Origin of the sequence: Paraburkholderia panacisoli (assembly GCF_008369935.1) — a bacterium.
Lineage (GTDB): Bacteria > Pseudomonadota > Gammaproteobacteria > Burkholderiales > Burkholderiaceae > Paraburkholderia > Paraburkholderia panacisoli.
Genome location: NZ_VTUZ01000041.1, coordinates 17,484 through 39,345, shown reverse-complemented (window position 1 = coordinate 39,345; position 21,862 = coordinate 17,484). Strand labels below are relative to the sequence as shown.

At 61.4% G+C, this 21,862-nt stretch carries 21 protein-coding genes and 1 pseudogene; 14 read left to right on the top strand and 8 right to left on the bottom strand.

All coding sequences use genetic code 11. From position 1 onward, the window contains the following. The first annotated feature begins 17 nt into the window (after positions 1-17). From FVF58_RS39030 to FVF58_RS38990, 9 genes are all read left to right on the top strand, one after another. Positions 18-212, top strand: a complete 195-nt coding sequence (locus tag FVF58_RS39030; RefSeq protein WP_149675008.1) for a hypothetical protein — start codon at positions 18-20, stop codon at positions 210-212. A 46-nt stretch (positions 213-258) separates the two neighbouring features. After that, complete coding sequence (locus tag FVF58_RS39025) at positions 259-1,440, top strand: acetyl-CoA C-acyltransferase (RefSeq protein WP_149675007.1); 1,182 nt, start codon at positions 259-261, stop codon at positions 1,438-1,440. 13 nt (positions 1,441-1,453) lie between these two features. Beyond that, entirely contained in the window at positions 1,454-2,662 is a 1,209-nt protein-coding gene (locus FVF58_RS39020; RefSeq protein WP_149675006.1) for an acyl-CoA dehydrogenase family protein, read from the top strand. Positions 2,663-2,672: 10 nt separating this feature from the next. Further along, positions 2,673-3,815: an acyl-CoA dehydrogenase family protein gene (locus tag FVF58_RS39015; RefSeq protein ID WP_149675005.1), complete on the top strand. Its 1,143-nt coding sequence runs from the start codon at positions 2,673-2,675 to the stop codon at positions 3,813-3,815. Beyond that, positions 3,808-4,620 carry an oxepin-CoA hydrolase, alternative type gene (locus FVF58_RS39010; protein WP_149675004.1) on the top strand — a complete coding sequence of 271 codons (813 nt, stop codon included), beginning with the start codon at positions 3,808-3,810 and terminating at the stop codon, positions 4,618-4,620. Before FVF58_RS39015 ends, FVF58_RS39010 begins: the two co-directional genes overlap by 8 nt. Positions 4,621-4,662: 42 nt before the next feature. Next, positions 4,663-5,871, top strand: coding sequence for a CaiB/BaiF CoA transferase family protein (locus FVF58_RS39005; protein WP_149675003.1), 1,209 nt, complete (start codon positions 4,663-4,665; stop codon positions 5,869-5,871). Positions 5,872-5,906: 35 nt separating this feature from the next. Continuing rightward, positions 5,907-6,893, top strand: coding sequence for an NAD(P)H-dependent flavin oxidoreductase (locus tag FVF58_RS39000; protein ID WP_149675002.1), 987 nt, complete (start codon positions 5,907-5,909; stop codon positions 6,891-6,893). A 206-nt stretch (positions 6,894-7,099) separates the two neighbouring features. Then, positions 7,100-7,417, top strand: a complete 318-nt coding sequence (locus FVF58_RS38995) for a DUF485 domain-containing protein (RefSeq protein WP_149675001.1) — start codon at positions 7,100-7,102, stop codon at positions 7,415-7,417. Between the two features lie 2 nt (positions 7,418-7,419). After that, the gene (locus tag FVF58_RS38990; protein ID WP_149675000.1) at positions 7,420-9,105 is read left to right on the top strand and encodes a cation acetate symporter; all 1,686 of its coding nucleotides are present in this window, start codon (positions 7,420-7,422) and stop codon (positions 9,103-9,105) included. Here the strand turns inward: FVF58_RS38990 and FVF58_RS51850 are convergent. Beyond that, complete coding sequence (locus FVF58_RS51850; protein WP_188131072.1) at positions 9,099-9,461, bottom strand: hypothetical protein; 363 nt, start codon at positions 9,459-9,461, stop codon at positions 9,099-9,101. The two genes, FVF58_RS38990 and FVF58_RS51850, sit on opposite strands and share 7 nt — an antisense overlap. 544 nt (positions 9,462-10,005) lie before the next feature. Here FVF58_RS51850 and FVF58_RS38980 point away from each other — a divergent pair. Next, a complete protein-coding gene (locus FVF58_RS38980; protein WP_149674999.1) occupies positions 10,006-10,887 on the top strand; it encodes a hypothetical protein in 882 nt (293 codons plus the stop codon). Between the two features lie 235 nt (positions 10,888-11,122). Here the strand turns inward: FVF58_RS38980 and FVF58_RS38975 are convergent, their stop codons facing one another. The 6 genes from FVF58_RS38975 to FVF58_RS38950 form a co-directional block, all read right to left on the bottom strand. Further along, positions 11,123-11,614, bottom strand: a complete 492-nt coding sequence (locus FVF58_RS38975) for a lytic transglycosylase domain-containing protein (RefSeq protein WP_149674998.1) — start codon at positions 11,612-11,614, stop codon at positions 11,123-11,125. Between the two features lie 23 nt (positions 11,615-11,637). Then, on the bottom strand, positions 11,638-11,994 hold the full coding sequence (locus FVF58_RS38970; RefSeq protein ID WP_149675041.1) for a hypothetical protein: 357 nt from the start codon (positions 11,992-11,994) through the stop codon (positions 11,638-11,640). Positions 11,995-11,998: 4 nt separating this feature from the next. Then, a complete protein-coding gene (locus FVF58_RS38965; protein WP_149674997.1) occupies positions 11,999-12,373 on the bottom strand; it encodes a hypothetical protein in 375 nt (124 codons plus the stop codon). A 402-nt stretch (positions 12,374-12,775) separates the two neighbouring features. Then, positions 12,776-14,065, bottom strand: coding sequence for an IS110 family RNA-guided transposase (locus FVF58_RS38960; RefSeq protein WP_149675040.1), 1,290 nt, complete (start codon positions 14,063-14,065; stop codon positions 12,776-12,778). A gap of 770 nt (positions 14,066-14,835) precedes the next feature. Beyond that, positions 14,836-15,615 (bottom strand): SDR family oxidoreductase, encoded by a 780-nt coding sequence (locus FVF58_RS38955; RefSeq protein WP_149674996.1) that lies wholly within the window; start codon positions 15,613-15,615, stop codon positions 14,836-14,838. Continuing rightward, positions 15,615-15,941: a nuclear transport factor 2 family protein gene (locus FVF58_RS38950; protein WP_149674995.1), complete on the bottom strand. Its 327-nt coding sequence runs from the start codon at positions 15,939-15,941 to the stop codon at positions 15,615-15,617. Before FVF58_RS38950 ends, FVF58_RS38955 begins: the two co-directional genes overlap by 1 nt. A gap of 89 nt (positions 15,942-16,030) precedes the next feature. Between FVF58_RS38950 and FVF58_RS38945 the strand changes: the two genes are divergently transcribed. Both FVF58_RS38945 and FVF58_RS38940 read left to right on the top strand, forming a co-directional pair. Further along, positions 16,031-16,393 carry a winged helix-turn-helix transcriptional regulator gene (locus tag FVF58_RS38945; RefSeq protein WP_149674994.1) on the top strand — a complete coding sequence of 121 codons (363 nt, stop codon included), beginning with the start codon at positions 16,031-16,033 and terminating at the stop codon, positions 16,391-16,393. Positions 16,394-17,149: 756 nt separating this feature from the next. Beyond that, positions 17,150-17,773, top strand: a complete 624-nt coding sequence (locus FVF58_RS38940) for an MlaC/ttg2D family ABC transporter substrate-binding protein (protein ID WP_149674993.1) — start codon at positions 17,150-17,152, stop codon at positions 17,771-17,773. 430 nt (positions 17,774-18,203) lie between these two features. On the opposite strand, the gene FVF58_RS38935 is transcribed toward FVF58_RS38940, so the two are convergent. After that, positions 18,204-19,277: an NHL repeat-containing protein gene (locus FVF58_RS38935; protein WP_149674992.1), complete on the bottom strand. Its 1,074-nt coding sequence runs from the start codon at positions 19,275-19,277 to the stop codon at positions 18,204-18,206. Positions 19,278-20,356: 1,079 nt separating this feature from the next. Between FVF58_RS38935 and FVF58_RS38930 the strand changes: the two genes are divergently transcribed. Both FVF58_RS38930 and FVF58_RS38925 read left to right on the top strand, forming a co-directional pair. Next, complete coding sequence (locus FVF58_RS38930) at positions 20,357-21,235, top strand: ATP-grasp fold amidoligase family protein (RefSeq protein ID WP_149674991.1); 879 nt, start codon at positions 20,357-20,359, stop codon at positions 21,233-21,235. Between the two features lie 68 nt (positions 21,236-21,303). Next, a pseudogene (locus FVF58_RS38925) lies at positions 21,304-21,832 on the top strand (tyrosine-type recombinase/integrase). The last annotated feature ends 30 nt before the right edge of the window (positions 21,833-21,862 follow it).

Sequence of the window (21,862 nt, the reverse complement as noted above, 5' to 3'; positions counted from 1 at the left end):
AGATGGAGACAAGGGCGATGACCCCAGAAATTTCCCGCGACGTGAATCGCGGCGGACCGATGAAGTATGCCCACACAATCGGCGTCGCGAAGATGCTCGCGGACATCCGCCAATTCGCACAAGACGATCGGGTCTCCTCGCGTCCGTCGCCGCTCATCGTCGATCTCGTGGAACCGGGCGTGACACTCCAAAGCCTCAACCTGGCCGCCTGAACCGTTCGACTCTTCCATCCCCCGTTTCAGCTTGAGGACCCAGATCATGCGAGAAGCCGTCATCGTTTCCACCGCACGCACGCCGATGACCAAAGCGCATCGCGGCGAATTCAACATCACACCCGGTCCCACGCTTGCGTCGTTCGCCGTGCGCGCCGCCGTGGAACGCTCGGGCATCGACCCGCAACTGATCGAGGACGCGATCCTCGGCTGCGGCTATCCGGAAGGCACTACCGGGCGCAACGTCGCGCGCCAGACTGTGATCCGTGCGGGCTTGCCGCTGTCGATCGCGGGTACCACCGTCAACCGCTTCTGCGCTTCGGGCCTTCAGGCCATCGCGATGGCTGCAGGTCGCATCGTTGTCGACGGTGCGCCTGCGATGATCGCTGGTGGCGTCGAGAGCATCTCGGGCATCCGCACGCGTGAAGACGGCGTGAGCGGGCTCGACCCGTGGATCGTCGAACACAAGCCGGCGCTCTACATGACGATGATCGACACCGCCGACATCGTCGCCAGGCGCTACGGCATTAGCCGCGAGGCGCAGGACAGTTTCTCGGTGGAAAGCCAGCGGCGGACCGCGGACGCGCAGCGCGCCGGCCGCTACACCGACGAGATCGTGCCGGTCACGACGACGATGGCCGTCACCGACAAGGAAACGGGCGTCGCGACATACCGCGAGGTGACGGTCTCTGCCGACACCTGCAATCGTCCCGGCACGACGTACGAAGCGCTCGCGAATCTTGTTCCGGTGAAGGGACCCGACCAGTTCATCACGGCGGGCAACTCATCGCAGAACTCAGATGGCGCCTCCGCCTGCGTGATGATGGAAGCGAGAGCCGCCGAACGGGCCAACGTTTCTCCCCTTGGTGCGTTTCGCGGCCTCGCGGTCGCGGGCTGCGAGCCGGATGAGATGGGCATCGGTCCGGTGCTCGCCGTGCCGAGGCTGCTCGCGCGTCATGGACTCACGATCGACGACATTGGCCTGTGGGAACTGAACGAAGCGTTCGCATCGCAGGCGGTCTATTGCCAGCGGCGTCTCGAGATTCCGACCGAGCGGCTCAACGTGAACGGCGGCGCGATCTCGATCGGGCATCCGTTTGGCATGACGGGTTCACGGCTCGCGGGACATGTCCTTATCGAAGGACGGCGGCGAGGGGTGAAGTACGCCGTCGTCACGATGTGCATGGCCGGCGGCATGGGCGCCGCCGGGCTCTTCGAAATCTATTGAGAGAAATGCAGTCATGGATCTGAAATTCACTTCTGAGGAAGAAGCCTTTCGCGCGTGCGTCGTGCGCTTCCTGAAAGAGAAGCTTCCCGAGAGGCTTTCCCGCAAGGTCCGCAGCGGCTTGCGCCTCACACGCGCCGACATGACCGAATGGCACGCCATCCTGAACGAACAGGGCTGGCTCGCGAATCACTGGCCCGAACAATATGGCGGTCCAGGATGGAATGCCGTGCAGAAGTTCATCTTCGAAAATGAATGCGCGCTTGCGGGCGCACCGCGCATCGTGCCGTTCGGCGTGAACATGCTTGGGCCTGTGCTCATCAAGTACGGCAGCGAAGCGCAGAGGCGCTACTGGCTGCCGCGCATCCTCGATGGCTCCGATTGGTGGTGCCAGGGCTATTCGGAGCCGGGTTCGGGTTCCGACCTCGCGTCGGTGAAGACGACCGCAGTGCGCGGCATCGACGGAGAAGGGGAGCACTACATCGTCAACGGCCAGAAGACATGGACCACGCTGGGCCAGCACGCGAACATGATCTTCTGCCTCGTGCGCACCGCAACCGACGTGCGCAAGCAGGAGGGCATCAGCTTCCTGCTCGTGGACATGAACAGCCCGGGCGTCGAAGTGCGTCCGATCATCACGCTCGAAGGCGAGCACGAGATCAACGAAGTGTTCTTCACCGATGTCCGCGTGCCGGCGGCCAATCTCGTGGGTGAGGAGAACAAGGGCTGGACGGTCGCGAAATATCTGCTCACGTATGAGCGCACGAACATCGCGGGCGTCGGGTTCTCGGTCGCGACGCTGGCGCGTTTGCGCCGGGCCGCGACAAAGGTCACGCGCGACGGCCGTCCGCTTGCCGACGATCCGCTTTTTTCGGCGCGCCTTGCCCGCGTCGAAATCGACCTGGAAAACATGAAGACGACGAATTTGCGCGTGATCGCCGCGGTGGCGGGTGGTGGCGTGCCGGGTGCGGAAAGTTCGATGCTCAAGATTCGCGGCACTGAGATTCGCCAGGAGCTCTCGTCGCTGATGCGCCGCGCGATGGGACCGCACGCGCAGCCGTTCATCGAGGAAGCACTGCACGAGGGCTATGACGAGGCGAGCGTCGGCCCCGAGGAAGCCGCGAGCGCCGCCGCGCTTTACTTCAACAACCGCAAGCTGTCGATCTTCGGCGGCTCCAACGAAATCCAGAAGAACATCATCTCGAAGATGATCCTGGGACTGTAAGAGGATCGCGATGAATTTCCAGCATACAGAAGACCGCCGCATGCTCGCGGATACGCTGAACCGGTTTGTGCATGAGCAGTATGGCTTCGCGACGCGTGACACGCTCGCGCGCAGCGACTCGGGTTTCAGCCGCGAACTGTGGGTCCGCTTTGCGGAACTGGGCATCGTCGGCGCGCTCTTCAAGGAGGCTGATGGCGGCTTCGGTGGAGCGGGCTTCGATATCGCCGTCGTTTTCGAGAGCCTCGGACGTGGCCTCGTCATCGAGCCGTTCCTGGGTGCGCTGGTGGTCGGACATGCGCTTGCCCATGCAGGCGGCGACGCGCAGAAGGCCCTCATTGCGAGTCTGATCGAGGGTCATGCCGTCACTGCACTCGCACATGACGAACCCGGCTCTCACTACGAACTGGCGAGGGTGTCGACGCGCGCAGTGCGCGGCTCGAACGGTTGGGTGCTGACGGGGGCCAAGAGCGTCGTGCAGCAGGGCGCTGAGGCCGACTTCTTCCTCGTCTCGGCGCGTACAAGTGGTACGTGCGACGCTGAAGAAGGGATCTCGCTTTTTGTCGTTCCGCGCGAGACAGCGGGCCTCGGTGTGCACGGCTATCGGAAGATCGACGGCGGACGGGCCGCGGAAATCTGTCTGAATGAAGTGTGTGTCGCCGACGACGCCTTGCTCGGCGAACGGGATGCGGGATTCGCGACGCTCGAAGCCAGCATCGGCGCCGGCGTGCTGGCGTTGTGCGCGGAGGCGCTTGGCGCGATGGAGGTGGCGAAGGAGCACACGCTCGAGTATCTGCGCACGCGTAAGCAGTTCGGCGTCGTCATTGGCAGCTTCCAGGCGCTGCAGCATCGCATGGCCGACCTGCTGCTGGAGGTCGAACAGGCTCGCTCGGCGGTGATCAACGCCGCCGCCGCGCTGAGCGCGGGCCGCGTTGCACGTGAACGCGCACTGTCAGCGGCAAAGTACACGATCGGGCGCATCGGTGCGCGCGTTGCTGAGGAATGCATTCAGATGCACGGCGGCATCGGCATGACGTGGGAGCTGCCGCTTGCCCACTACGCGAAGCGCCTTGTGATGATCGATCATCAACTCGGCGACGAAGATCACCATCTCGAACGCTATATCGCTCTGGGCAGGAGCCAACGTCATGAATGAACCGATCCTTGCGCACCGCGACGGCGCGGTGCAGGTGCTGTCGTTCAACAACCCGGCCGCGCGCAATGCGCTCACGCCCGAGGTGTATAAGGCTCTTCCGGCTGCGCTCGACGACGCGCAGCGCGATGCCGGCGTAGGCGCGATCGTGCTGACGGGCGTGGGCGGAGCCTTCTGCGCAGGCGGCGATCTGAACCGGCTCGCGCAACGGCGCGCCATGACACCACCCGAGCGGCGCGCGGGCATCGAAGGTCTGCATGACTTGATTCGCGCGATCCGCGACTGCAGCAAGCCCGTGATCGCGGCAGTCGAAGGACCGGCGGCCGGCGCGGGCCTGTCGATCGCACTGGCGTGCGACATGCTGTTCGCCGCTCCCAATGCGTCGTTCTCGGTGGCGTACGTCAAGGTCGGCCTTTCGCCCGATGGCGGCGCCACCGCGTTTCTGTCCGGGTTTGTCTCCCGGCAGCTGTTGACCGAATTCTGCCTGACGGGCAGACCGGTCACGGGCGAACGCATGCATACGCTCGGCGTTGTAAATCGCCTCGTCGAGCGAGGCAACGTACTCGTGGAGGCAATCGCCATGGCACAGTCGCTCGCGACCGGCCCGGAGCGCGCGATCGCCCGGATCAAGACCTTATGCCGTCACGCCGGTGAGAACACCCTCGAAGCCCAACTGGACCTTGAGGCCCGGTACATGACCGAGTCGCTCGGTGACGATGAGGCGGCCGAAGGCATTAGCGCCTTCTTCGAGAAACGCCCCGCCGATTTCTCCACCTTGCGTCGCACGCCGGCCGTGCATTCGCAGTAGACGTGCCGCGCTCGTCACTACCCTTGTCATTCTGGATTTGCCATGTCGAACCTGAATTCCTCTTTGCCGCTCGCCGGCGTTCGTGTTCTCGATCTATCCCGCGTGCTTGCCGGACCCTGGTGCGGCATGGTGCTCGGCGATTTCGGCGCGGAAGTCATCAAGGTCGAGCATCCAAAGCGCGGTGACGACACACGCGATTGGGGCTTGCGCGTCGGCGCCACCGAAACGACCTATTTCAACAGTGTGAACCGCAACAAGCGTTCGGTATGCCTCGACCTGCAAACCGCCGAGGGGCAGCAAATTGCACGGGAGCTGGCGCAGCAGAGCGATGTCGTGATTCAGAACTTCAAGTTCGGCGGCGCGGAAAAGCTCGGCCTCGGCTATGAGCGGCTCAAGGAAGGGCGCGAGGATCTGATCTACTGTTCGATCTCCGGCTACGACCGCCGCGGACCAGAAGCGGCACGTCCCGGCTACGATGTCGTCCTGCAGGGCGAGGCGGGGCTGATGGCGCTCAACGGCGAACGCGATCAGCCGCCGCTCAAATTCGGCGTGGCTGCGGTCGACCTGTTCACCGGCATGTACTCCGCGCAGGCAGTGCTCGCTGCGCTCTTCGAGCGTCGGAAGACCGGCAAGGGACGCCACATCGAGATGGCGCTCTTCGATTGCGGCTTGATGATCACGTCGTACTACGGGCTGGAGTCGATGATCATGGGCGAGGACCCGCCGCGCTACGGCAATGCGCATCCTTCGATCGTGCCCTACGGTGTATTCGACGCAGAGGACGGACCGCTCGTCATCGCGGTCGGCACCAACCGGCAGTACGAGCGCTTCTGTCGCGAAGTGATCGAACGCCCCGATCTGGTCGACGAGGACCGGTTCCGTACGAACATCGTGCGGGCCGCCAACCGCGAGGTACTCGTGCCGGAACTCAAGCGCGAGATTGCCAAAAGAAAACGCGAGGTCCTGCTGGAGCGTCTGGCCCGGGCCGGCATTCCCTGTGGCGAGGTGCTAGGCCTTCATGAGGCGCTCACTTCGCAGCGCGCGGCAGAGGCCGGGCTCGTGACGACTTACGCGCATCCCGAGGCCGGCAGCACGCACGTGCTCGCTCCGCCTTACCGCTTCGACGGCGCACGCTTGCCTGTGCGAAGCGCCCCGCCGCAGCTCGGGGAAGGCACGAACGAGGTTCTCCACTCGCTGCTCGGGTTGTCCCACGAACGACTTTCACAACTGAAGGCCGAAGGCGTCGTCTGACGGGGCGTAGCGCCTCACGATTAGAGGATCGTTTCATGAGCCAGAGTGTTTTTTCCAATGCCGTCACCGAGCTCTTCGGCACGCGTCTGCCGATTGTCGCCGGCGGCCTGATGTGGCTCGCCAATGCGGACTATGTCGCCGCCGCGGCGCGCGCCGGCATCATCGGCTTCATCACGGCCGCGAGCTTTCCGGAGCCGCACGCGCTGCGCGCCGAGATCCGGCGCTGCCGCGACCTGTGCGAAGGCGGCCCGTTCGGCGTCAACGTCTCGATGCTGCCAAAGCTCGTCCCCGGCGAGAAGACGCGGGAAGTGTTCGAGCTCGTCGTCGATGAAGGCGTGAAGTTTGTCGAGACCTCGGGGCGCAATCCCGAGGAGTTCATGCCGCTGCTGAAGCAGGCCGGCGTGAAGGTGCTCCACAAGGTGCCGTCGGTACGGTTTGCTGTCAAGGCGGCCTCGATCGGTGTCGATGCGGTCGCGATGGTCGGCGCCGAATGCGGAGGACATCCGGGGCTGGACATGGTGGGATCTTTTGTCAATGCCGCGTGGGCCGAAAGCCAGCTGGACATTCCTTATCTCATCGGCGGCGGCGTCGGTCGCGGTTCGCAACTCGCCGCGGCGCTCGCGATGGGCGCCTCGGGCGTGGTCGTCGGTACCCGCTTCGTCGTGGCCGAGGAGATCTGGGCACACGCCGACTACAAGCGCCGGCTGGTCGAAGCCGGCCCGACGGACACGGATCTGTGCATGCAGTCTGTGCGTAACACCGTGCGGACGCTGCGCAACGAGACCACAGCCGCCGTGAAGGAGTTCGAGGCACGGAACCCGGAGGTGACCATTCAGGATCTGATGCCTATGGTCGCCGGGAAGATCGGCCGCAATGCGTACGTCACGGGCGACTGGTCGAAGGGACTGCTCGCTGCAGGACAGTCGCTAGCGTTCGTCGACCGCATCGAACCGCTTGCCGACATCGTGAGCCGCTTCGAGAGCGACATGCGGCGGGCGCTGGCGCGGGTGGCGATCGCCTGATCGGGGCTCGTTGACGCCGTACGGCTCGTGCAGGCGTTGATCATTCATTCACGCAGCGTGAGGCGAAGGCTCCCGCGCCTGACGAACACCGCCCCAATCCAGAACAAGCGCGGCCTGAAGCAGCGCGCAACGCAGTTGCATCGAGCCGCAGGCTCGTTTCATTCTTCACCGAAGACGTCAGCAGACAACAGGCAGGAGACAAACCCATGCAGCAGGCCCACATCGATTCAATCAAGGCGAGCCCCGCGTTCCGGCGGCTCATCACGTCACGCCGCCGCATCAGTTTCACGCTGACAGCGCTGATGATCACCACCTACTACGGCTTTATCCTGTTCGTCGCCCTCGCACCGCAAGTGTTGGCCCGTCCGCTGTATGCGGGGGCCACGACGAGCATCGGCATCGTCGCAGGTGTCAGCATCATCCTGATCGCGATTGGGATGACCGGCTGGTACGTGCTGCACGCGAACCGCACGCTTGATCGGTCGATGAGTGCGCTTCTCGCCAACGCCTTGCAAGGAGACTGAAGATGAAACTCGTTCGCTTCATCTCCTGCGCGAGCCTTATTTCGATGGCCGCGCTCGCTCACGCCTCCTCCGTCGAAGGCCCGGTGCCGGATCATGTCGAACTGAATCCCGTCGCGATTGGCATGTTCCTGGTGTTCGTTCTCATCACACTCGGTATCACGCGCTGGGCGTCGCGCAGGACCCGCACGACCAGGGATTTCTACAGCGCGGGCGGCGGTATTACCGGCTTTCAGAACGGGCTCGCCATCGCCGGAGACTACATGTCCGCGGCCTCGTTTCTGGGTCTCTCCGGCATGGTGTTCATGTTCGGGTTCGATGGTCTGATCTACTCGATCGGTTTTCTCGTCGGCTGGCCGTTTGTGATGTTCCTGCTCGCTGAACCCTTGCGAAACCTCGGTAAGTTTACTTTCGTCGACGTGGTCGCCTACCGTTTCGAGCAGGCGCCGATTCGCCTTCTGACTGCGAGCGCGTCGCTCGTTGTCGTGATTTTCTATCTGGTCGTACAGATGGTTGGCGCGGGCAAGCTGATCCAGTTGCTGTTCGGATTGCAGTACTGGATGGCCGAAGTCATCGTCGGCGCGCTGATGGTGATCTACGTTTTTTTTGGGGGTATGACGGCAACCACCTGGGTGCAGATCATTAAAGCCGTGCTGCTGCTATGCGGCGCGACGTTCATGGCCGTCACCGCGCTTGCGCAATTTGGCTTCAGTCCCGAGGAGATGTTTCGACGCGCGGTCGACGCTCACCCCGGCGCACTCAGCATCATGGGCCCCGGCAAGCTGCTGAAGGATCCTCTCAACGCGCTTTCGCTTGGCATCGCGTTAATGTTCGGCACCGCGGGGTTCCCCCATATCCTGATGCGCTTCTTCACGGTGCCCAGTGCGAAGGAGGCGCGCAAGTCCGTGTTCGTGGCGACAGGATTTATTGGCTATTTCTATCTGCTGACCTTTATCATCGGCTTTTCTGCGATCGCACTGCTCGCCCAGCATCCTGAGTTCTTCAAGACTGCTGCCGACGGGCAGTTCAATCTCACGCGCGACCTGCTCGGTGGTTCGAACATGGTCGCCGTCAAGCTGGCGCAGGCGGTGGGCGGCAACCTTTTCTATGGCTTCATCGCCGCGGTGACCTTCGCGACGATCCTGGCCGTCGTGGCAGGTCTCACGCTGTCCGGCGCGACCACGGTTTCGCATGATCTCTACGCCTGCTGGCTCGCACACGGCAAAGCCGACGAAGCCCACGAAATGCGCATATCACGCATCGCGACATTGATCCTGAGCATGGTCGCGATCGGACTCGGCGTTCTCTTCGAACACGTCAACGTGGCGTTCCTGGTCGGCCTCGTCGCGGCGGTCGCGGCGAGCGCGAATTTTCCGGTGCTGGTATCGTCGATTTTCTGGCGTGGGATGACGACCCGCGGCGCTGTGATGGGCGGCAGTCTCGGGCTGATTTCCTCAGTGCTGCTGACGCTGTTTTCGAAATCGGTATGGGTCGACGTGCTGCATCGGGCGCACGCGCTGGTGTCTCTCGACAACCCCGCGCTGGTTTCAGTGCCGCTCGCGTTCGGAGGCATCTGGGTCTTCTCGATGCTGGATCGCGGTGCCCGTGCGCACCGAGAGCGGGAAGCGTTTGCGCTGCAGGAGTTTTATGGGCAGACAGGTATCCTGTCGGTGAAGGCAGTCGATCACTGAACACGATTCACGCAGACAACCAGAACGAATGCTTTCGCGGCTTGCACGCGCGAGCCGCGCCGCGTTTTGCGTAAATCGAAACGCGACTGGTCAGCGGTCTCCGAGGATACGACGGCGGCAGTTGCGAATGCTTCTGCATCGGTTGGTCCAAGATGCGCCATACAGGCAACGATTTCTATGTTCGGCAGTTGCGCGACATGTAGGGCACATTCGACTTCACTACTTTCGACGTTGAAGATCCCGGCGAATACGCGGTTTCCTGTGCCCCACGCGCTGGCCCATTCGATGGCGAAAGCGGGCGATCCCGCATTGCTTGGCGGATAGGTTGGAAAGTCGGGTGCGTTCGACGAAGCCATCGAGCGATTCGCGCTCGCTTATGCGGAACAGAATGAGGCTGACTGGACGGTTTTGAAAGCGGCAGTCACGGCGGGGCGCTTCCAGGTCATTCGTCAATTAGTTTGGAGCGCACCATCGGTTGTGCGCATCCGCATTTACTGATTCTCGATGGCATCGGCAGAAAAAAAGAAGCACCGCTGGTGCGGTCCGCCGCTGCGCACCAAACCGACCCGTATCGAAGGTGAAGAGGCTGCGACGCTCGCGGGTCCTTGCCGTTTGTTGTTGCGATAGCTGTCCGGGCCGACCGTGGCTCTATCGTTCGACGTTTCCTCGATCCCCCGTTTCGGGGATGGTCGTAGACCGCGTTTGTCCCGATGATTGACATATCGGGACGGCACTGCAGCCGAACGCAACGGTGAGCCTGTGTTCACCCGTCACGACGGTCTCGTCCATTGCGGCCTATGGCCAGCCTGTTTTGACCAACAGGACGTATGTCAAGGCCAATCGGTGGATCGCATTCGTCGGGATTGGATACCGGTTCGAATTGTCGGAGGAAATACGGTTATGAATATCGACGCCTCAAATCGTCACCTAAGAACAGCGAGGGAGCAAGGTGCGCTGCGATTCCTGCGCAACGTGAGCCTGAGGTTGCAGCTCCGGAGGGTGGCTACAGACAGGGACGCCTTCGCGGACACGCTTACTCCCGTCGAGGAGGCAGATGTCGCGGGTATTCCAGGGAAGCGTGGCTATCCTGACGGGCGGCAGATCTTGGGTCAAGAACTGGCTTTTCCCCAGGTGGTCACCATCCGCGAAGATGATGCTCGCGAAATCATATCCGCCTTGCTTGGCTGCTGGCCGGAACCGTCGCTTGCAGTTGCGAAACGCGTAGGCATGGCAAAAATTGAGCTCGATTCCTACCTTGCCGGGCAGGCGACTTTGTCCGACGCGGCATTGTCGCGTCTGATGGCAGTCTTCGGGCTTACGTCCGTACACCATGAGCGTTTGACCGGCGCGAAGCGCCCCGTGACGACCGTCGAGCACTACGTCCTCCTGGCGGGCAATGCGCCGGAGCGGGTTTCAACGGTCTACGACTTTCTGGTTGGAGAAGATCCGATCAGATCAAGCGTCGAGCTCGTGCCGGCTGGACATGCACCTGGCCACCGTTGGCGATACCTGCTCATCATGCGACAGCCGGACATTCCAAGTCTGATCTGTTTCTCGCGGATTGGGCGCAGTGCCCGGATGTTGGACGAAGGGCAACTGCCGCAGTTTCGCGGACAACTCGCAGTAGGTCTGGCCTTCTACGATGCTGTCGAGGCACTGCGCGCCGATGTCGAACAGCGGCCCGCTCGCGTTCTGGAAGCGATGCGCGGGTTGCATGGGACGTGGGAAGCCGATATTGGACAGATAGGCGCCCGGCTGCAACGTATCGGCAAGAAGCTGTGACGGATGTACCAGGAAGACAAAGGACGCGGCCATGTCCCACTAGCCGCCGCTCGCCATCTCCGTCAGGTGACTATTCGAGCGGTGGCTCCGCACTCGGAAGGGGCCACTGGCGCAATGTCGGTTCGAATGACGGCTCGAGGTCGCATTATGCCCTGTGCATAACTTGCGCCGTCAAGCTGCGCGGCTAGCGAGGCCGTTGCGCCGGCAACGACCTTGCCGGGGCTGCGCTTGAACCTCACCGCTGCGGCTGCAACTGCCCCCAGCTCACGAGAATCGCCTGGATGCTGCGCGCGTAGGCGTCGCGCTCGTGCGGCGATTCCGAGTGATACGCGCCGATTGCGCGCCATGTGTTGCCGAACCGCACCATCTTCTGCTTGAGCAGCCAAGCGGCCACAAAGATATTCACGCACGGGTCGGTGAGCGCGCGGTGCGGGATGCCCCGGCTCTTGAGTTCCGGAAAGTGGATCGAATTGATCTGCAATTGCCCCACGTCGATCGAACCGTTGGCGTTGCGGTTGATGGCGGTCGCGTCGCCTTTCGATTCGCGCCATGCGACGGCGCGCAGCACGAGCGGATTGACGCCCTGGTAAGCGCCGGCCTTGTCGAAGCAGTCGTCGGCGGGCGGGGTGGCTTGCGCGGCCGAACTGCCGAGCGCCAGCAGCGCCGCCAGGGCGCAGATGGCCCACGACCGCAAAGGGCGGAAGGCGTTGGTCTTGTGCTGGTGCATGGGTCGAGGCTCCAGATCCTGCTTTACTGCGCCAGCGCGGAATCGAGCTGCCGCTCGATGTCCTTGAGATAGGTGCGCGACGCATCGGAGACGACGAGGCGCGGCGTCGGCATCGCGCAGCGGCAATCGTGCTGGTGCGTCTTCTTCTTGTTGTGCGACGTCGAGCGTGGCGCGGGAAGGTCGTCGTCGTCGCCGGTGGAGGGCGGCAGCATGGCGAGCGTGGGCAGCGGCGGGTAGACCTTGTCCGCAGAGGCTGTGGTAGCAGCGGTAGCAGTGGCGGCAGTAGCAGCCGCAGTGGCAGGCGCGCTGGCCGCGGGCTGGCCCGCCCATGCGGCCGAACTTAAGCATAGCGATGCCGCGGCGAAAGCAATCAGGCGCATCGTGTCAGCTCCCCGCATGTAGCGTCTCGATCGAGACGCTGTACGTCTGGTTAGCGCCGGACGTAAGGTTTTCGAGCGTGGGTTTGAGCCCCTGCTGCGGCACGCCCCGCCAGATCGCCTGGTTGATGTACTTGAAGTCCTGGCCCAGCGCCGTCGTGCGGATCACGGTGGGCTGCTTTTGCGCGGCCGCGAGCGCGCCTGCCTTGGCGAGCACCGCAGTCAGTTGCGGATCGCGCGCGCCGAGTGCATCGGCGGGAATGTCGAACTTCATGATCACGTTCGACACCGCAGGTTTCTCGGCTTGAGCCGTATTGGGCTGCTGCAGTTGTGCGCAGCCTGTCACAAACATTACGGCAAGTAAGAGCACAACGCGCGTCACGTCGGATCTCCAAAGTTCCGTGGCGATGTACGCGTTTTCGGCTTGGGAAGCTGAGACTTGATACCGGGGTGGCAAACGTTTGCGAAAAAGAAAGAGTTCGCTCTCGCGGCGCCACTTCCCGGAAAGTCGCTGCGCACACCGCCGCCTTCGAGCAAAGAACTTCTTGCCCTGTCGGGTAAAGCCATAGTCATGAAGGCTCGTGAGACTGCAAGTGGCGAGCTTGGCTGTCATTTCGCTTCGTTTGCGGCGCCGACTCGTCCGATGACCTTTTAACTGCACTAAATAAGGAAGGCGCTAAGTGCGCAGTTGACCCCGGACATATGATTCGCGCAGAAGTAGTCATTCGTCGAAGGTGGTGAGCAATATGTGGCGGATAACCGCAACATGCCCTGAGCCACTCCGTCAAGTCGTTTCAGCTGAAAGCGCAACACTTCCAGGAAGCGTCGCGCTCCCGAGAAGCGGCGAGCCACGTCTCCTCAACGCGTTCAGATAGGCGCTCTCATTGTAGGGTTGTCCAGTCTGCCAGCAGCGGTAAAGGATGCGTATCCATTTGAATGCCAGCGCCCGCACCGCAGCCTGGTAGGAACTGCCTTTGGCACGCTGCTGCCGGTAGTACGCGCCGGCCCAGAACGATTTGTTGATCGTCTGGCCGGCCCATTCGACAAAGGTCTGGCGCAGGAAGGTCGGACATTGCCAGCGCCAGTGCACCCAGCTCTTCTTGCCGCTGCGCTCGGTGACCGGCGCGATGCCGGTGTACTGCTGCACTTCGAGCGCGCTGCGAAAGCGCTCGCGTTGCTCGCCGAAAGCCGCGAGCAGGCGCGGTGCCAGATGAGGGCCCGCGCCTGGCAGCGAGTCAAACAGCGCGAAGTCCGGTAGCGTGCGTGCGAGCGCGGCGATCTCTTCATCGAGCATGTCGATCGCGGCGAGTGTCGCGCGCAACTGTGCGACCAGCGCTACCGCCTGCAGCCGGTAGGGCATCACGATGCCGGGATCATCAGTCAGCGCCACTGCGCTGCGAATCGACTTCAGCCGCTGGTCAATCAGCCTGGCGCGACCGCAGTGGTGCGCACGGAAGAACGCTTCCAGCGTCTTGCTGCTGGCCCGCCTGAGCGCCGGCAGCGTCGGCCACCGGGTCAGGAAGTCACAGAACAGCATCGTGTCGATATGCTCGAACCAGTCGAGCGTCTGTGGAAAATACTGTTTGAGCGCACTGCGCAGGCGATTGGTGAAGCGGATCCTGTCGCCCACCAGCTCCCGACGCTGCTCGTTCAGACTCGTCAGCGACCGCATGGCTGCGCTCTGCGGCCTCAGCGGCGCAAACCGCTCGGGGTGACGCAACAGCAGGTCCAGCGCCAGCTCCGCGTCCGAGGGATCGTCCTTGGCGCGACCCGGCCTGAAGGCCTGGCGGTATTTGGCAAGGGTCGACGGGTTGATGGGAAACAGGGTGAAGAAATCATACTTCTGCAGGGCCGAGACGATCGGGCCTTTGGCCAGTTCGAGCGCGAGGGCAATCGGCCCCCCGAAGCGCTGATGCAACGCCCGGGCCCATTCGTCGATGCACTCCACCCGATGAGGGATGCAGCCGGACTCCACCCTATCCGCGCCGCTCGCCTGCAGGCAGAAGTCGTGTTTCGTATCCCCCCAGTCAATGCCGACAAAGGCAGCGAAGTACTGAGTCGTTAGCGTTGCCATCTGAACCTCCCCAGGTGGTAGATTAGCCAGCAGGGGCATGCATGCTTGAGCTCAGCGAAGTCATTATAGTGAGCCGGTGCCACGGCGAACCCTGAGAATTCGTCATTGAGCGCAAGCGCACCCGTGGGCTCGAAGATATTGCGGTAATCGTCCCGCCGATTGGCCGACTTATTCGTAGCCTACGGGTGCATGTCCCGCCACTGTCGGACTGGCAGCGAGCTGCCAGTCCGACAGTATCTATCGATAAAAGGCCAGGACGGACTATCTATAATGGCCGATCACTTGTCCGTGAGTGAACGTACCGAGCGACCGCTCGACTCTGATACCGTCCTTGCAACCCAAACGGCTCGACCGGCAGCAACGGGGCGCATTCTGCCTTGTGTATAACTCCCACCGGGAGCTCGCCTGAGGACTCAACTTGTGAGGCAGAGCGCGGCCAGTTTGAGCCATTCAGAGGGAGCTTTCGCGGGTCCGCTCCTGGCTCGACATGAGACGGTCGCTGATCACGCTCTGAGCTTGCCGTCCGCCATTCCAGGGCATCGCGAATTGCGGAAGAAGGGTGACCTGCTGTGTGACCTGACGTCCAGGTGCGATGACGCCCGTGAATAATGCCCGGCCCACCACAGGGGGCCGGGCTGCAGAAAAGCAGGTCCATTGGGCGGGCACACCACGTGAAGGCCGGCGCCTGAACGGGAACCGCGAACAGCTGCCTGCGAAACGCGCTTCGCGTACGCCGAAGCACGTCGACGTCCACCGACAAGCGGCTCAGATCACGCAGTCGGAACAGTTCCGCCGTCGATGACGTACTCAGTGCCGGTGATGGCGCTGGCCCGCGCGGAGACGAGGAAACCGATGAGTTCTGCCACTTCCTGGGGAGAGCATGGCCGGCCGAGAGGAATGCCCCCGAGCGAATCCATGATGATCTTGCGGGCGCCTTCCGTGTCGATGCCGTTCTGCCGGGCGATCTCAGCAACGAGACTCGCGGCGGCATCCGTCTCGACCCAGCCCGGGGAGACACGCACGACCCGAACGCCTTTCGGACTGACTTCCCTGGACAAGGCTTTACTGTAGTTCGACAGGGCAGCCTTGGCGGCGGCATAGGCAATCGTGGCTTCCGGCAACGGTATCTGCCGCTGGATCGACGTGACGTGGATGATGACGCCCGAGCGCTGCTCGACCATCGAGGGCAACAGCGCGCGATCGATCCGTACTGCCGGGAACAGGTTCAGGCTCAATGCCTTGTTCCATTCGTCGTCGTCGAGCACCCTGAAGCCACCCGCCGGCGCAGATGAGCCACCCACCACGTGCACGATTATATCGACGCCGCCGAGCCGGTCGAGCACGGCGTCGACAATGGTTTTACAGCCCTCTGCGGTCGTGATGTCCGCACCGATGAACCTTTCTTCTGCAAGGTCATCGGAACGCGAACGTGCCGTCGCGAGGACATTCGCGCCCGCCTCGCAAAGGTGTGCGACAACGGCTTTACCGACGCCTTTGGTCCCGCCTGTGACGAGCGCCCGAAGCCCCTGAAGTTCGGGTGCGGCGCTCATCAGCGAATCTCCAGAGACGCGATCTTGCCGCCGGCCAGGAGGAACGTGTAGGTCAGCTCGACCGGGCTACCGGGGAAGGTGCCGGTGAGCCTGGCGCGCATCGTCACGGCGGCGCCATCCTGGGAGAAGTCCAACGGCTCGACGTTGTACTGGTACCTGGCTTTGGCGTCTTTCTTCCAGGCCTGGATGGCTTCGAGGCCCTCGATAGTACGGCCCTCGTCGCGCACGACGGCATCGGCAGCGAAGCAGTTCGCCAGAGGAGCGGTGTCGCTGGTGGTTTCCGCGTTCAGATAGGCATCCAGTGGCGGCGGCAGGGTCATGTTCATCGGATTTTTCCTGAACGTCACGTTTGCATGTCCCAATGATGGCGCTATAGTTACCACATCGCAAGAACGCACTAAAAAGTAAGTAAGCCGTGCCCAACCGAAAAGCCTACACTCCCACGACCGCCGCGATCGACGTCGAAGCCGCATTCAAGCTGCTGGAAGGACGTTGGAAGCTGGTCATCCTGTTTCACCTATTCGGTGGTCAGGTACGACGCTTTTCGGACCTCGAGAGGCTAATTCCCGGCATCACGCAAAAGATGCTTGCCCAGCAGCTACGCCGCCTCGAAGAGGACGGCATTGTTACGCGCACGGTCTATCACCAGGTGCCGCCGAAGGTGGACTACCGCCTGACCGATTGGGGGCAGGCCCTGTGCCCGGCACTGGATGCGATCCTGAAATGGGCGGAGCGCCGTGAAGACTTTCCATCGGCTGCGTCGAGCATGCGTACCTAAGGCTGACTGACCTGTTTTCCTGAATTCGAATTCTGTGGATCGTCGACGAGGTGGCTGCTGCAAGTCAACGGATGCGTCTGCATCGGTTTGGGGTGCTCTCCCAACGTTTTCGGAGTCACGCCGTCGGGTCGCGGTATGGTCGGACCGCGTCAGCGATCCGCCACTTTCCGTGATGGCCGACGAGATAAAGGCCGACGCGTTATCCGCGGTCGTCTCATGTCGCTCCCGGAGCGGACGGTGGTAAATCCTGTCCGAGCGGCTCCATCGGGTCGCCAGGTGACCTCTGCCGGAGACGGCCATCCGTTGGCCGCATCGTGTTGGCGCGCGAACGTGGTGGAAGAGGCGCTATTGTGATAATCCGTTTTCACTGAGCGTTCATCCCAAGCGGGTCGCACCCGCGCCTCTCCTGTCGCAATACATTCACTCCGGGTCACCCACGTCGTAATGATTCGGGATGCTCATCCAGTCTGGCTCAACGTCGCTCAACTCAACGGGGTGTGTTCGCGGGTGAATCTGGTTCGCCTCAATCTCCCAACGTGGTGGTGACGTTCCAGAAACCAACTGCAGGGTCCGATCGGGTTGACTTGTGCCGCACTCGGACCAACGACCTTCGAACGACCTCGCCGATCGAACATCGGTCCTTGCTCGGCCAGTTTCGGGCTCGAAACAGCGATGAGTGCTGCCGCGACGCGTTCGGGCGAAGATGGAGGATACTTGCGTAGCAGCAAGCCAACCTATCCAGCCAGGATTCTGCACATGAAGACACTTTCTCTACTGACTCTTTGCGCTGCGTTGTTCTCGTTTGGCGGCGCGGCGTACGCGCAAGTCGACCAATCGGAGCCTCAGCTTCTGATCAAGACCGCGACGCAACAGATACTCGACGAGGTGCGCACCCAAGCGATCGCGCCAGACGATATTCCCCGCATCATGGATATCGTAAACCGGGACATTCTTCCCTACACCGATTTTCGCCGCACCACGTCACTGGCGATGGGCCGTTACTGGCGCACGACTACGCCCGCGCAGCAGCAGCAACTGGTCGAACAGTTCAAGATGCTCCTAATCCACACATATTCGGGCGCTATCGGTCAGCTCCGTCCAGACCAACGGATCGACTACCCGCCGATACACATCGCTCCAACCGATACGGACGTGGTGGTGCGCACGATTGCAACCAGGAACGGCGAACCAGCAGAGATCGACTACCGGCTGTACCGCACGCCGCAGGGCTGGCGGTTGTATGACCTGAATGTGCTCGGCGTCTGGCTAATCCAGACATACCGGCAGCAGTTCAGTGACAAGATCCACGAAAGTGGCGTTGACGGTTTGATCCAGTTTCTCGCTGAGCGCAACCAGCAGCTCGCTTCGGGCAAGCAGTAAGTGACCGCTGGGTATGATGGCGGCGGACGCCTGCAGCAGAATGCCGGTCGCGCAATGAACGTTGCGCGGACGTGGCCGAAAGTGGCTTGAGAGGCGCGCCGGCGAGAGCAGGGAGCCGGCGGATATACCCAGGGGCTGTGAAAGGCCGGAATCCGGCCACGAACTGTCGTTCGCGGTCGCATGACGAACGTCTGTTGATGAGCGGCACTCCGCCATTTGGCGAAGAGAAGACGCACGCAGTCGCATGCGCGCCCGGCATTGCGGCGACGTTGGCACACAGCAGCACGCTTTTCGCGTGACTTGCTCCGGCGACGCCCTGATGCCTTGCACGAAGGCACAAGGGCGACACAGACGTTCCGACGTATCAGTTGCCTGCGCCATGTCCACGAGCGCCTCCGATCGGCGTGATCAAGCATGCCGGAAGCGATGATCAGTCATTTGGGAACGTGATCTTTAAAATCTGCGCTCCGATTTCTCGCGTACCGGCATAAAGATTGCCACTGCTGTCGGTGACCAGTGAGGTAATAAAGTCCGTCGTGTTCGTGAGCGGATACGAAACAACGCTGCCGTCGCTAGTAATACGGTTGACCACCTGAAGACCCGACGTGTAGATGTTTCCCGACTTGTCTACGGCGATCGTGCCGGCTGTTTGCAACTGGCTGGCGATCGTTGTGACTGTGCCGTCCGGTGCGATTTTGCGAATGGTGTCGAGACTTCTTACATACAGGTTGTCGTTGCTGTCGATTGCAAGATCGGGCGTCGCATTGAACGTGAATGTGGCGGCAGTGCCTACCCCATCCTGATTGCCGCTGATGCCGCTGCCTGCAAAAACCGCCCAGGTGTTGCTGCCGACGTTAAACTCCACAATACGGTTGTTCACCGCGTCCGCTAGAAACAGAGCCCCTTTGCTGTTCATCACGAGACCGCCGTCGCCGTCTGACGGATTGGTGCTCGAGCTTTCCCAGTTCGCAAACAATTGCTGGTACGCGCCAGAAGCCGAGAACTCTTGCAGCAACGCTCCCCATGTGGCTGGCGAGGATGGAATTCTCAGGACGTCTCCCGATCCATAAATGTTGCCAGACGGATCGATTGCAACGCCGTCCCAGGAGCCTTGAGTCGTCAATGTGGTGACCACCCCTGACTGAGAGACCTTCCGAAGGGCGCCTCGATCGGACAGGATAACGTTGCCAGTCGAGTCCATCGCAAGATGGCCACCGCCCCAGAAAATGGCGGCTGCTCCCGCCCCGTCGACAGGATTCAGGTTTGTGGTGGCCGAACCGGCGAGGCTGGTAACCGACAACCTGGACGTCGACAGACCTGTGCCGGATGCCTGCCCGGTTGTGACAACATCGTTCGCCGGGCCTGTTGCACTGGCGGGTACGTGAACGAATGCACCTGCCTGCGTAATGACGGTATCTGATGACCCGCTAAGCGTAATGATCGTGCCGTTCGGTGCAGTAACGGTAGTCCCGGAAGGCACGTACACGGAGGTGTTTGCTGTCATGGTCGTGCTCGAGCCTGCCGCCAAGGTAGTAGGCGATGTCGAAGGTGGGGTCGAACTCGAACTGCCCGATCCGCCTCCGCAAGCACTTAAAAATAGGCCGCACCCCACCACCAAAATTGCGCGTGGAAAAAGCCGCATGTGTTGTCCCCTTTTATGATAATTCTGGACTCGGCGACGAGCCGTGTCGGCTTCGGTCGCTACAGCCTATGGTTCTTTGACGTGCAAAGCGCGCGTTTAACAATGTGGCAAGCCCCGCCATTCTGAATAACTGTCGCATTCACAACAAGCCACCAATTATTACGTCCTATGAAAATGGCCGCGTGTTAGCGGCGTGCTCTCGCGCTCGATAGAAGCACATTGATATGTGCGGATCAGATACGTACCTTACGTCTCCCTTTAGCACGGTTGATGTCGCGGATTTGTTGCTGGTGAACGCGACAAACAAAATGAGAGTGTCGCGGCGACGTTGACGATGCCTATGTTGATTGACGCTGGCAAGCGGTTGTTGATTGACTGGGGAGTGTCGCATCTGTTTGCGCGTCAGCCGATGTAGTCATGATTCGTTCTCCTGAGTCGGCGGCACGCCGACATTGTTCGGCGTGGCGAACATCTGGAATTTTTCTGAGCCGGCTGACACTGCACACCGACATCTGTCCGTTCGCCGGCAAGAGCGGGGCGAGTCCCGGAGCGCACAACAAAGCACTACTTGTCTCCGCGGTCCCGATGGCCGCGACGAAAGAAATCCTCAGCGGTCGGAATATCCAACCCACGTGGTCCGTTATCACGTCCATGTGCCACGTCGATCGAGCCTGGTTTTTCGTGCCTGGCTTGTATCGACTGGCCAGATCTTCTAGCGTCAAATATGAGGATTTCGCGGATGGGAAATGACAATACACACGCCGCACGTTATCGCTGACTGGCGGCGTGGCTATATTGATCACGCAGTCAGCCACTTGAAAACCTCTGACGTTATCTCCTTACGGAAGGATCGTAACCTCTGATGCCTGCGTCGAACATCTGTCAGTCGCGGCTTCAGGAATGCATAATACCCACGCGTAGTCATTGTTGGGAGACGTGCAATGCCTTATCCGTCTCACGCCATTGTTCAATGGACGAAAGACAGCGCGAAACAGCTTCTTCCCGATGCGGTTTTCCTCAGCTTGCTACATTGGAAGCGCATTGGGCGCTTCCCCAAACTCTTTCGCCCGACAACCTACAACGAGAAAATCCTGCTACGTTGCTTACGACCAGACCCACGATACAGCGCTTTGACCGACAAGCTGACCGCGCGCGATTACGTCAGAGACAAAATCGGTGAGAAATTCCTTATCCCCATGATCTCAGCGCCCTGCAACTTTACGCAAACGATCTTCGACATGCTGCCGAATTCCTTTGTTATGAAGGCAAATCATGGAAGCAGTTTTGTGGAGATCGTCCGGGACAAGTCGCAGTGTACTTTCGAACATCTTCAGTTTCTGGTCAGCCGATGGCTATCCACCAATTTCTACAGAAATGCGCGGGAACGGCACTACCGAGGAATTCAGCCACGCATTTTCTTCGAGAATCTGCTCCTCGACGAACACGGCGCGATTCCAGCCGACTACAAGGTCCACTGCTTCGCGAACAGGCCGGGGCGGCCTGTGATGTTTATCCTCGTCATCTCAGACCGTTTCGGAAGCAACACGCGCGGTGACACATACGATGCACAATGGAACCATCTCGACCTCGAGTTTGCTCCCTACCTTCGCAGCACGAGGCCGGCACCGCCGCCGAACAATCTGGAGCTGTTGCTCGATACAGCGGCGCTGTTGTCCGAGGACTTTGATTATGTCCGCGTCGACTTGTACGCGCCAACTGACGAGGTGTTCTTCGGCGAACTCACTTTTACGCCGGGGGCCGGCGTAAGTCCCATGCGACCCGATTGTGTCGATTTTGAATGGGGACGTCTTCTAAAATGAGCTATCTGGGATAGCTGGAATCGTCCCGTAATCTCCGGCCGGTGATCGAGCCACAGACCAGGTGGAGACTGACCTTGCCCCTGTTTCACGAACCCCTTAGCCGAGACTGTCAGGCCGCGATTTTCAACATTGAAAGCAAACTGCGCGAATGCGATTTGACCAAACTGCGAGTTTGCGATGTTTGCCATGGGCATCACGTCGCCGGCAGGGCTACGGTCATGCAGCAGAAAACGCAGCGACCCGTGCAGTTCGAGATTACGAAGCAGACGCGGGACGGCGTAGAAGCGTGGATCAAGGCGGCGACGCTGACTGCGCCCGACTTGCTGGTTCCCAAGCCGTCTCCACGGACCGCCGCATATCTCGACGCGTCAGTACTCGCGGCTAGTGCACCGGTGGATCGCATCGATCGGACTGGACGACTCCTCATACGGCACGCACACGATGCGTCGGACAAAGGCGTCGCTGATCTATCGCCGCACGAAAAACCTGCGCGCAGTTCAGTTGCTCCTTGGGCATGCCACGCTTGAGAGTAACGTGCGGTACCTTGGCATCGAAGTCGACAATGCGCTTGAAAGGGCAGAGCAGACCGAAGTTTAACGTTCGCCCAGCCGGGCAGCGATCGACCTT

Excerpts from the sequence above, each read along its gene's own strand:
- FVF58_RS38970 (WP_149675041.1), bottom strand. The coding sequence starts at position 11,994 with ATGCGCCTGATTGCTTTCGCCGCGGCATCGCTATGCTTAAGTTCGGCC.
- FVF58_RS38950 (WP_149674995.1), bottom strand. The coding sequence starts at position 15,941 with ATGAACATGACCCTGCCGCCGCCACTGGATGCCTATCTGAACGCGGAA.
- FVF58_RS38980 (WP_149674999.1), top strand. The coding sequence starts at position 10,006 with ATGAATATCGACGCCTCAAATCGTCACCTAAGAACAGCGAGGGAGCAA.
- FVF58_RS39000 (WP_149675002.1), top strand. The coding sequence starts at position 5,907 with ATGAGCCAGAGTGTTTTTTCCAATGCCGTCACCGAGCTCTTCGGCACG.
- FVF58_RS38995 (WP_149675001.1), top strand. The coding sequence starts at position 7,100 with ATGCAGCAGGCCCACATCGATTCAATCAAGGCGAGCCCCGCGTTCCGG.
- FVF58_RS39030 (WP_149675008.1), top strand. The coding sequence starts at position 18 with ATGACCCCAGAAATTTCCCGCGACGTGAATCGCGGCGGACCGATGAAG.
- FVF58_RS38960 (WP_149675040.1), bottom strand. The coding sequence starts at position 14,065 with ATGGCAACGCTAACGACTCAGTACTTCGCTGCCTTTGTCGGCATTGAC.
- FVF58_RS39020 (WP_149675006.1), top strand. The coding sequence starts at position 1,454 with ATGGATCTGAAATTCACTTCTGAGGAAGAAGCCTTTCGCGCGTGCGTC.
- FVF58_RS38930 (WP_149674991.1), top strand. The coding sequence starts at position 20,357 with ATGCCTTATCCGTCTCACGCCATTGTTCAATGGACGAAAGACAGCGCG.
- FVF58_RS39015 (WP_149675005.1), top strand. The coding sequence starts at position 2,673 with ATGAATTTCCAGCATACAGAAGACCGCCGCATGCTCGCGGATACGCTG.
- FVF58_RS51850 (WP_188131072.1), bottom strand. The coding sequence starts at position 9,461 with ATGGCTTCGTCGAACGCACCCGACTTTCCAACCTATCCGCCAAGCAAT.
- FVF58_RS38990 (WP_149675000.1), top strand. The coding sequence starts at position 7,420 with ATGAAACTCGTTCGCTTCATCTCCTGCGCGAGCCTTATTTCGATGGCC.
- FVF58_RS38975 (WP_149674998.1), bottom strand. The coding sequence starts at position 11,614 with ATGCACCAGCACAAGACCAACGCCTTCCGCCCTTTGCGGTCGTGGGCC.
- FVF58_RS39005 (WP_149675003.1), top strand. The coding sequence starts at position 4,663 with ATGTCGAACCTGAATTCCTCTTTGCCGCTCGCCGGCGTTCGTGTTCTC.
- FVF58_RS38955 (WP_149674996.1), bottom strand. The coding sequence starts at position 15,615 with ATGAGCGCCGCACCCGAACTTCAGGGGCTTCGGGCGCTCGTCACAGGC.
- FVF58_RS38940 (WP_149674993.1), top strand. The coding sequence starts at position 17,150 with ATGAAGACACTTTCTCTACTGACTCTTTGCGCTGCGTTGTTCTCGTTT.
- FVF58_RS39010 (WP_149675004.1), top strand. The coding sequence starts at position 3,808 with ATGAATGAACCGATCCTTGCGCACCGCGACGGCGCGGTGCAGGTGCTG.
- FVF58_RS38935 (WP_149674992.1), bottom strand. The coding sequence starts at position 19,277 with ATGACAGCAAACACCTCCGTGTACGTGCCTTCCGGGACTACCGTTACT.
- FVF58_RS39025 (WP_149675007.1), top strand. The coding sequence starts at position 259 with ATGCGAGAAGCCGTCATCGTTTCCACCGCACGCACGCCGATGACCAAA.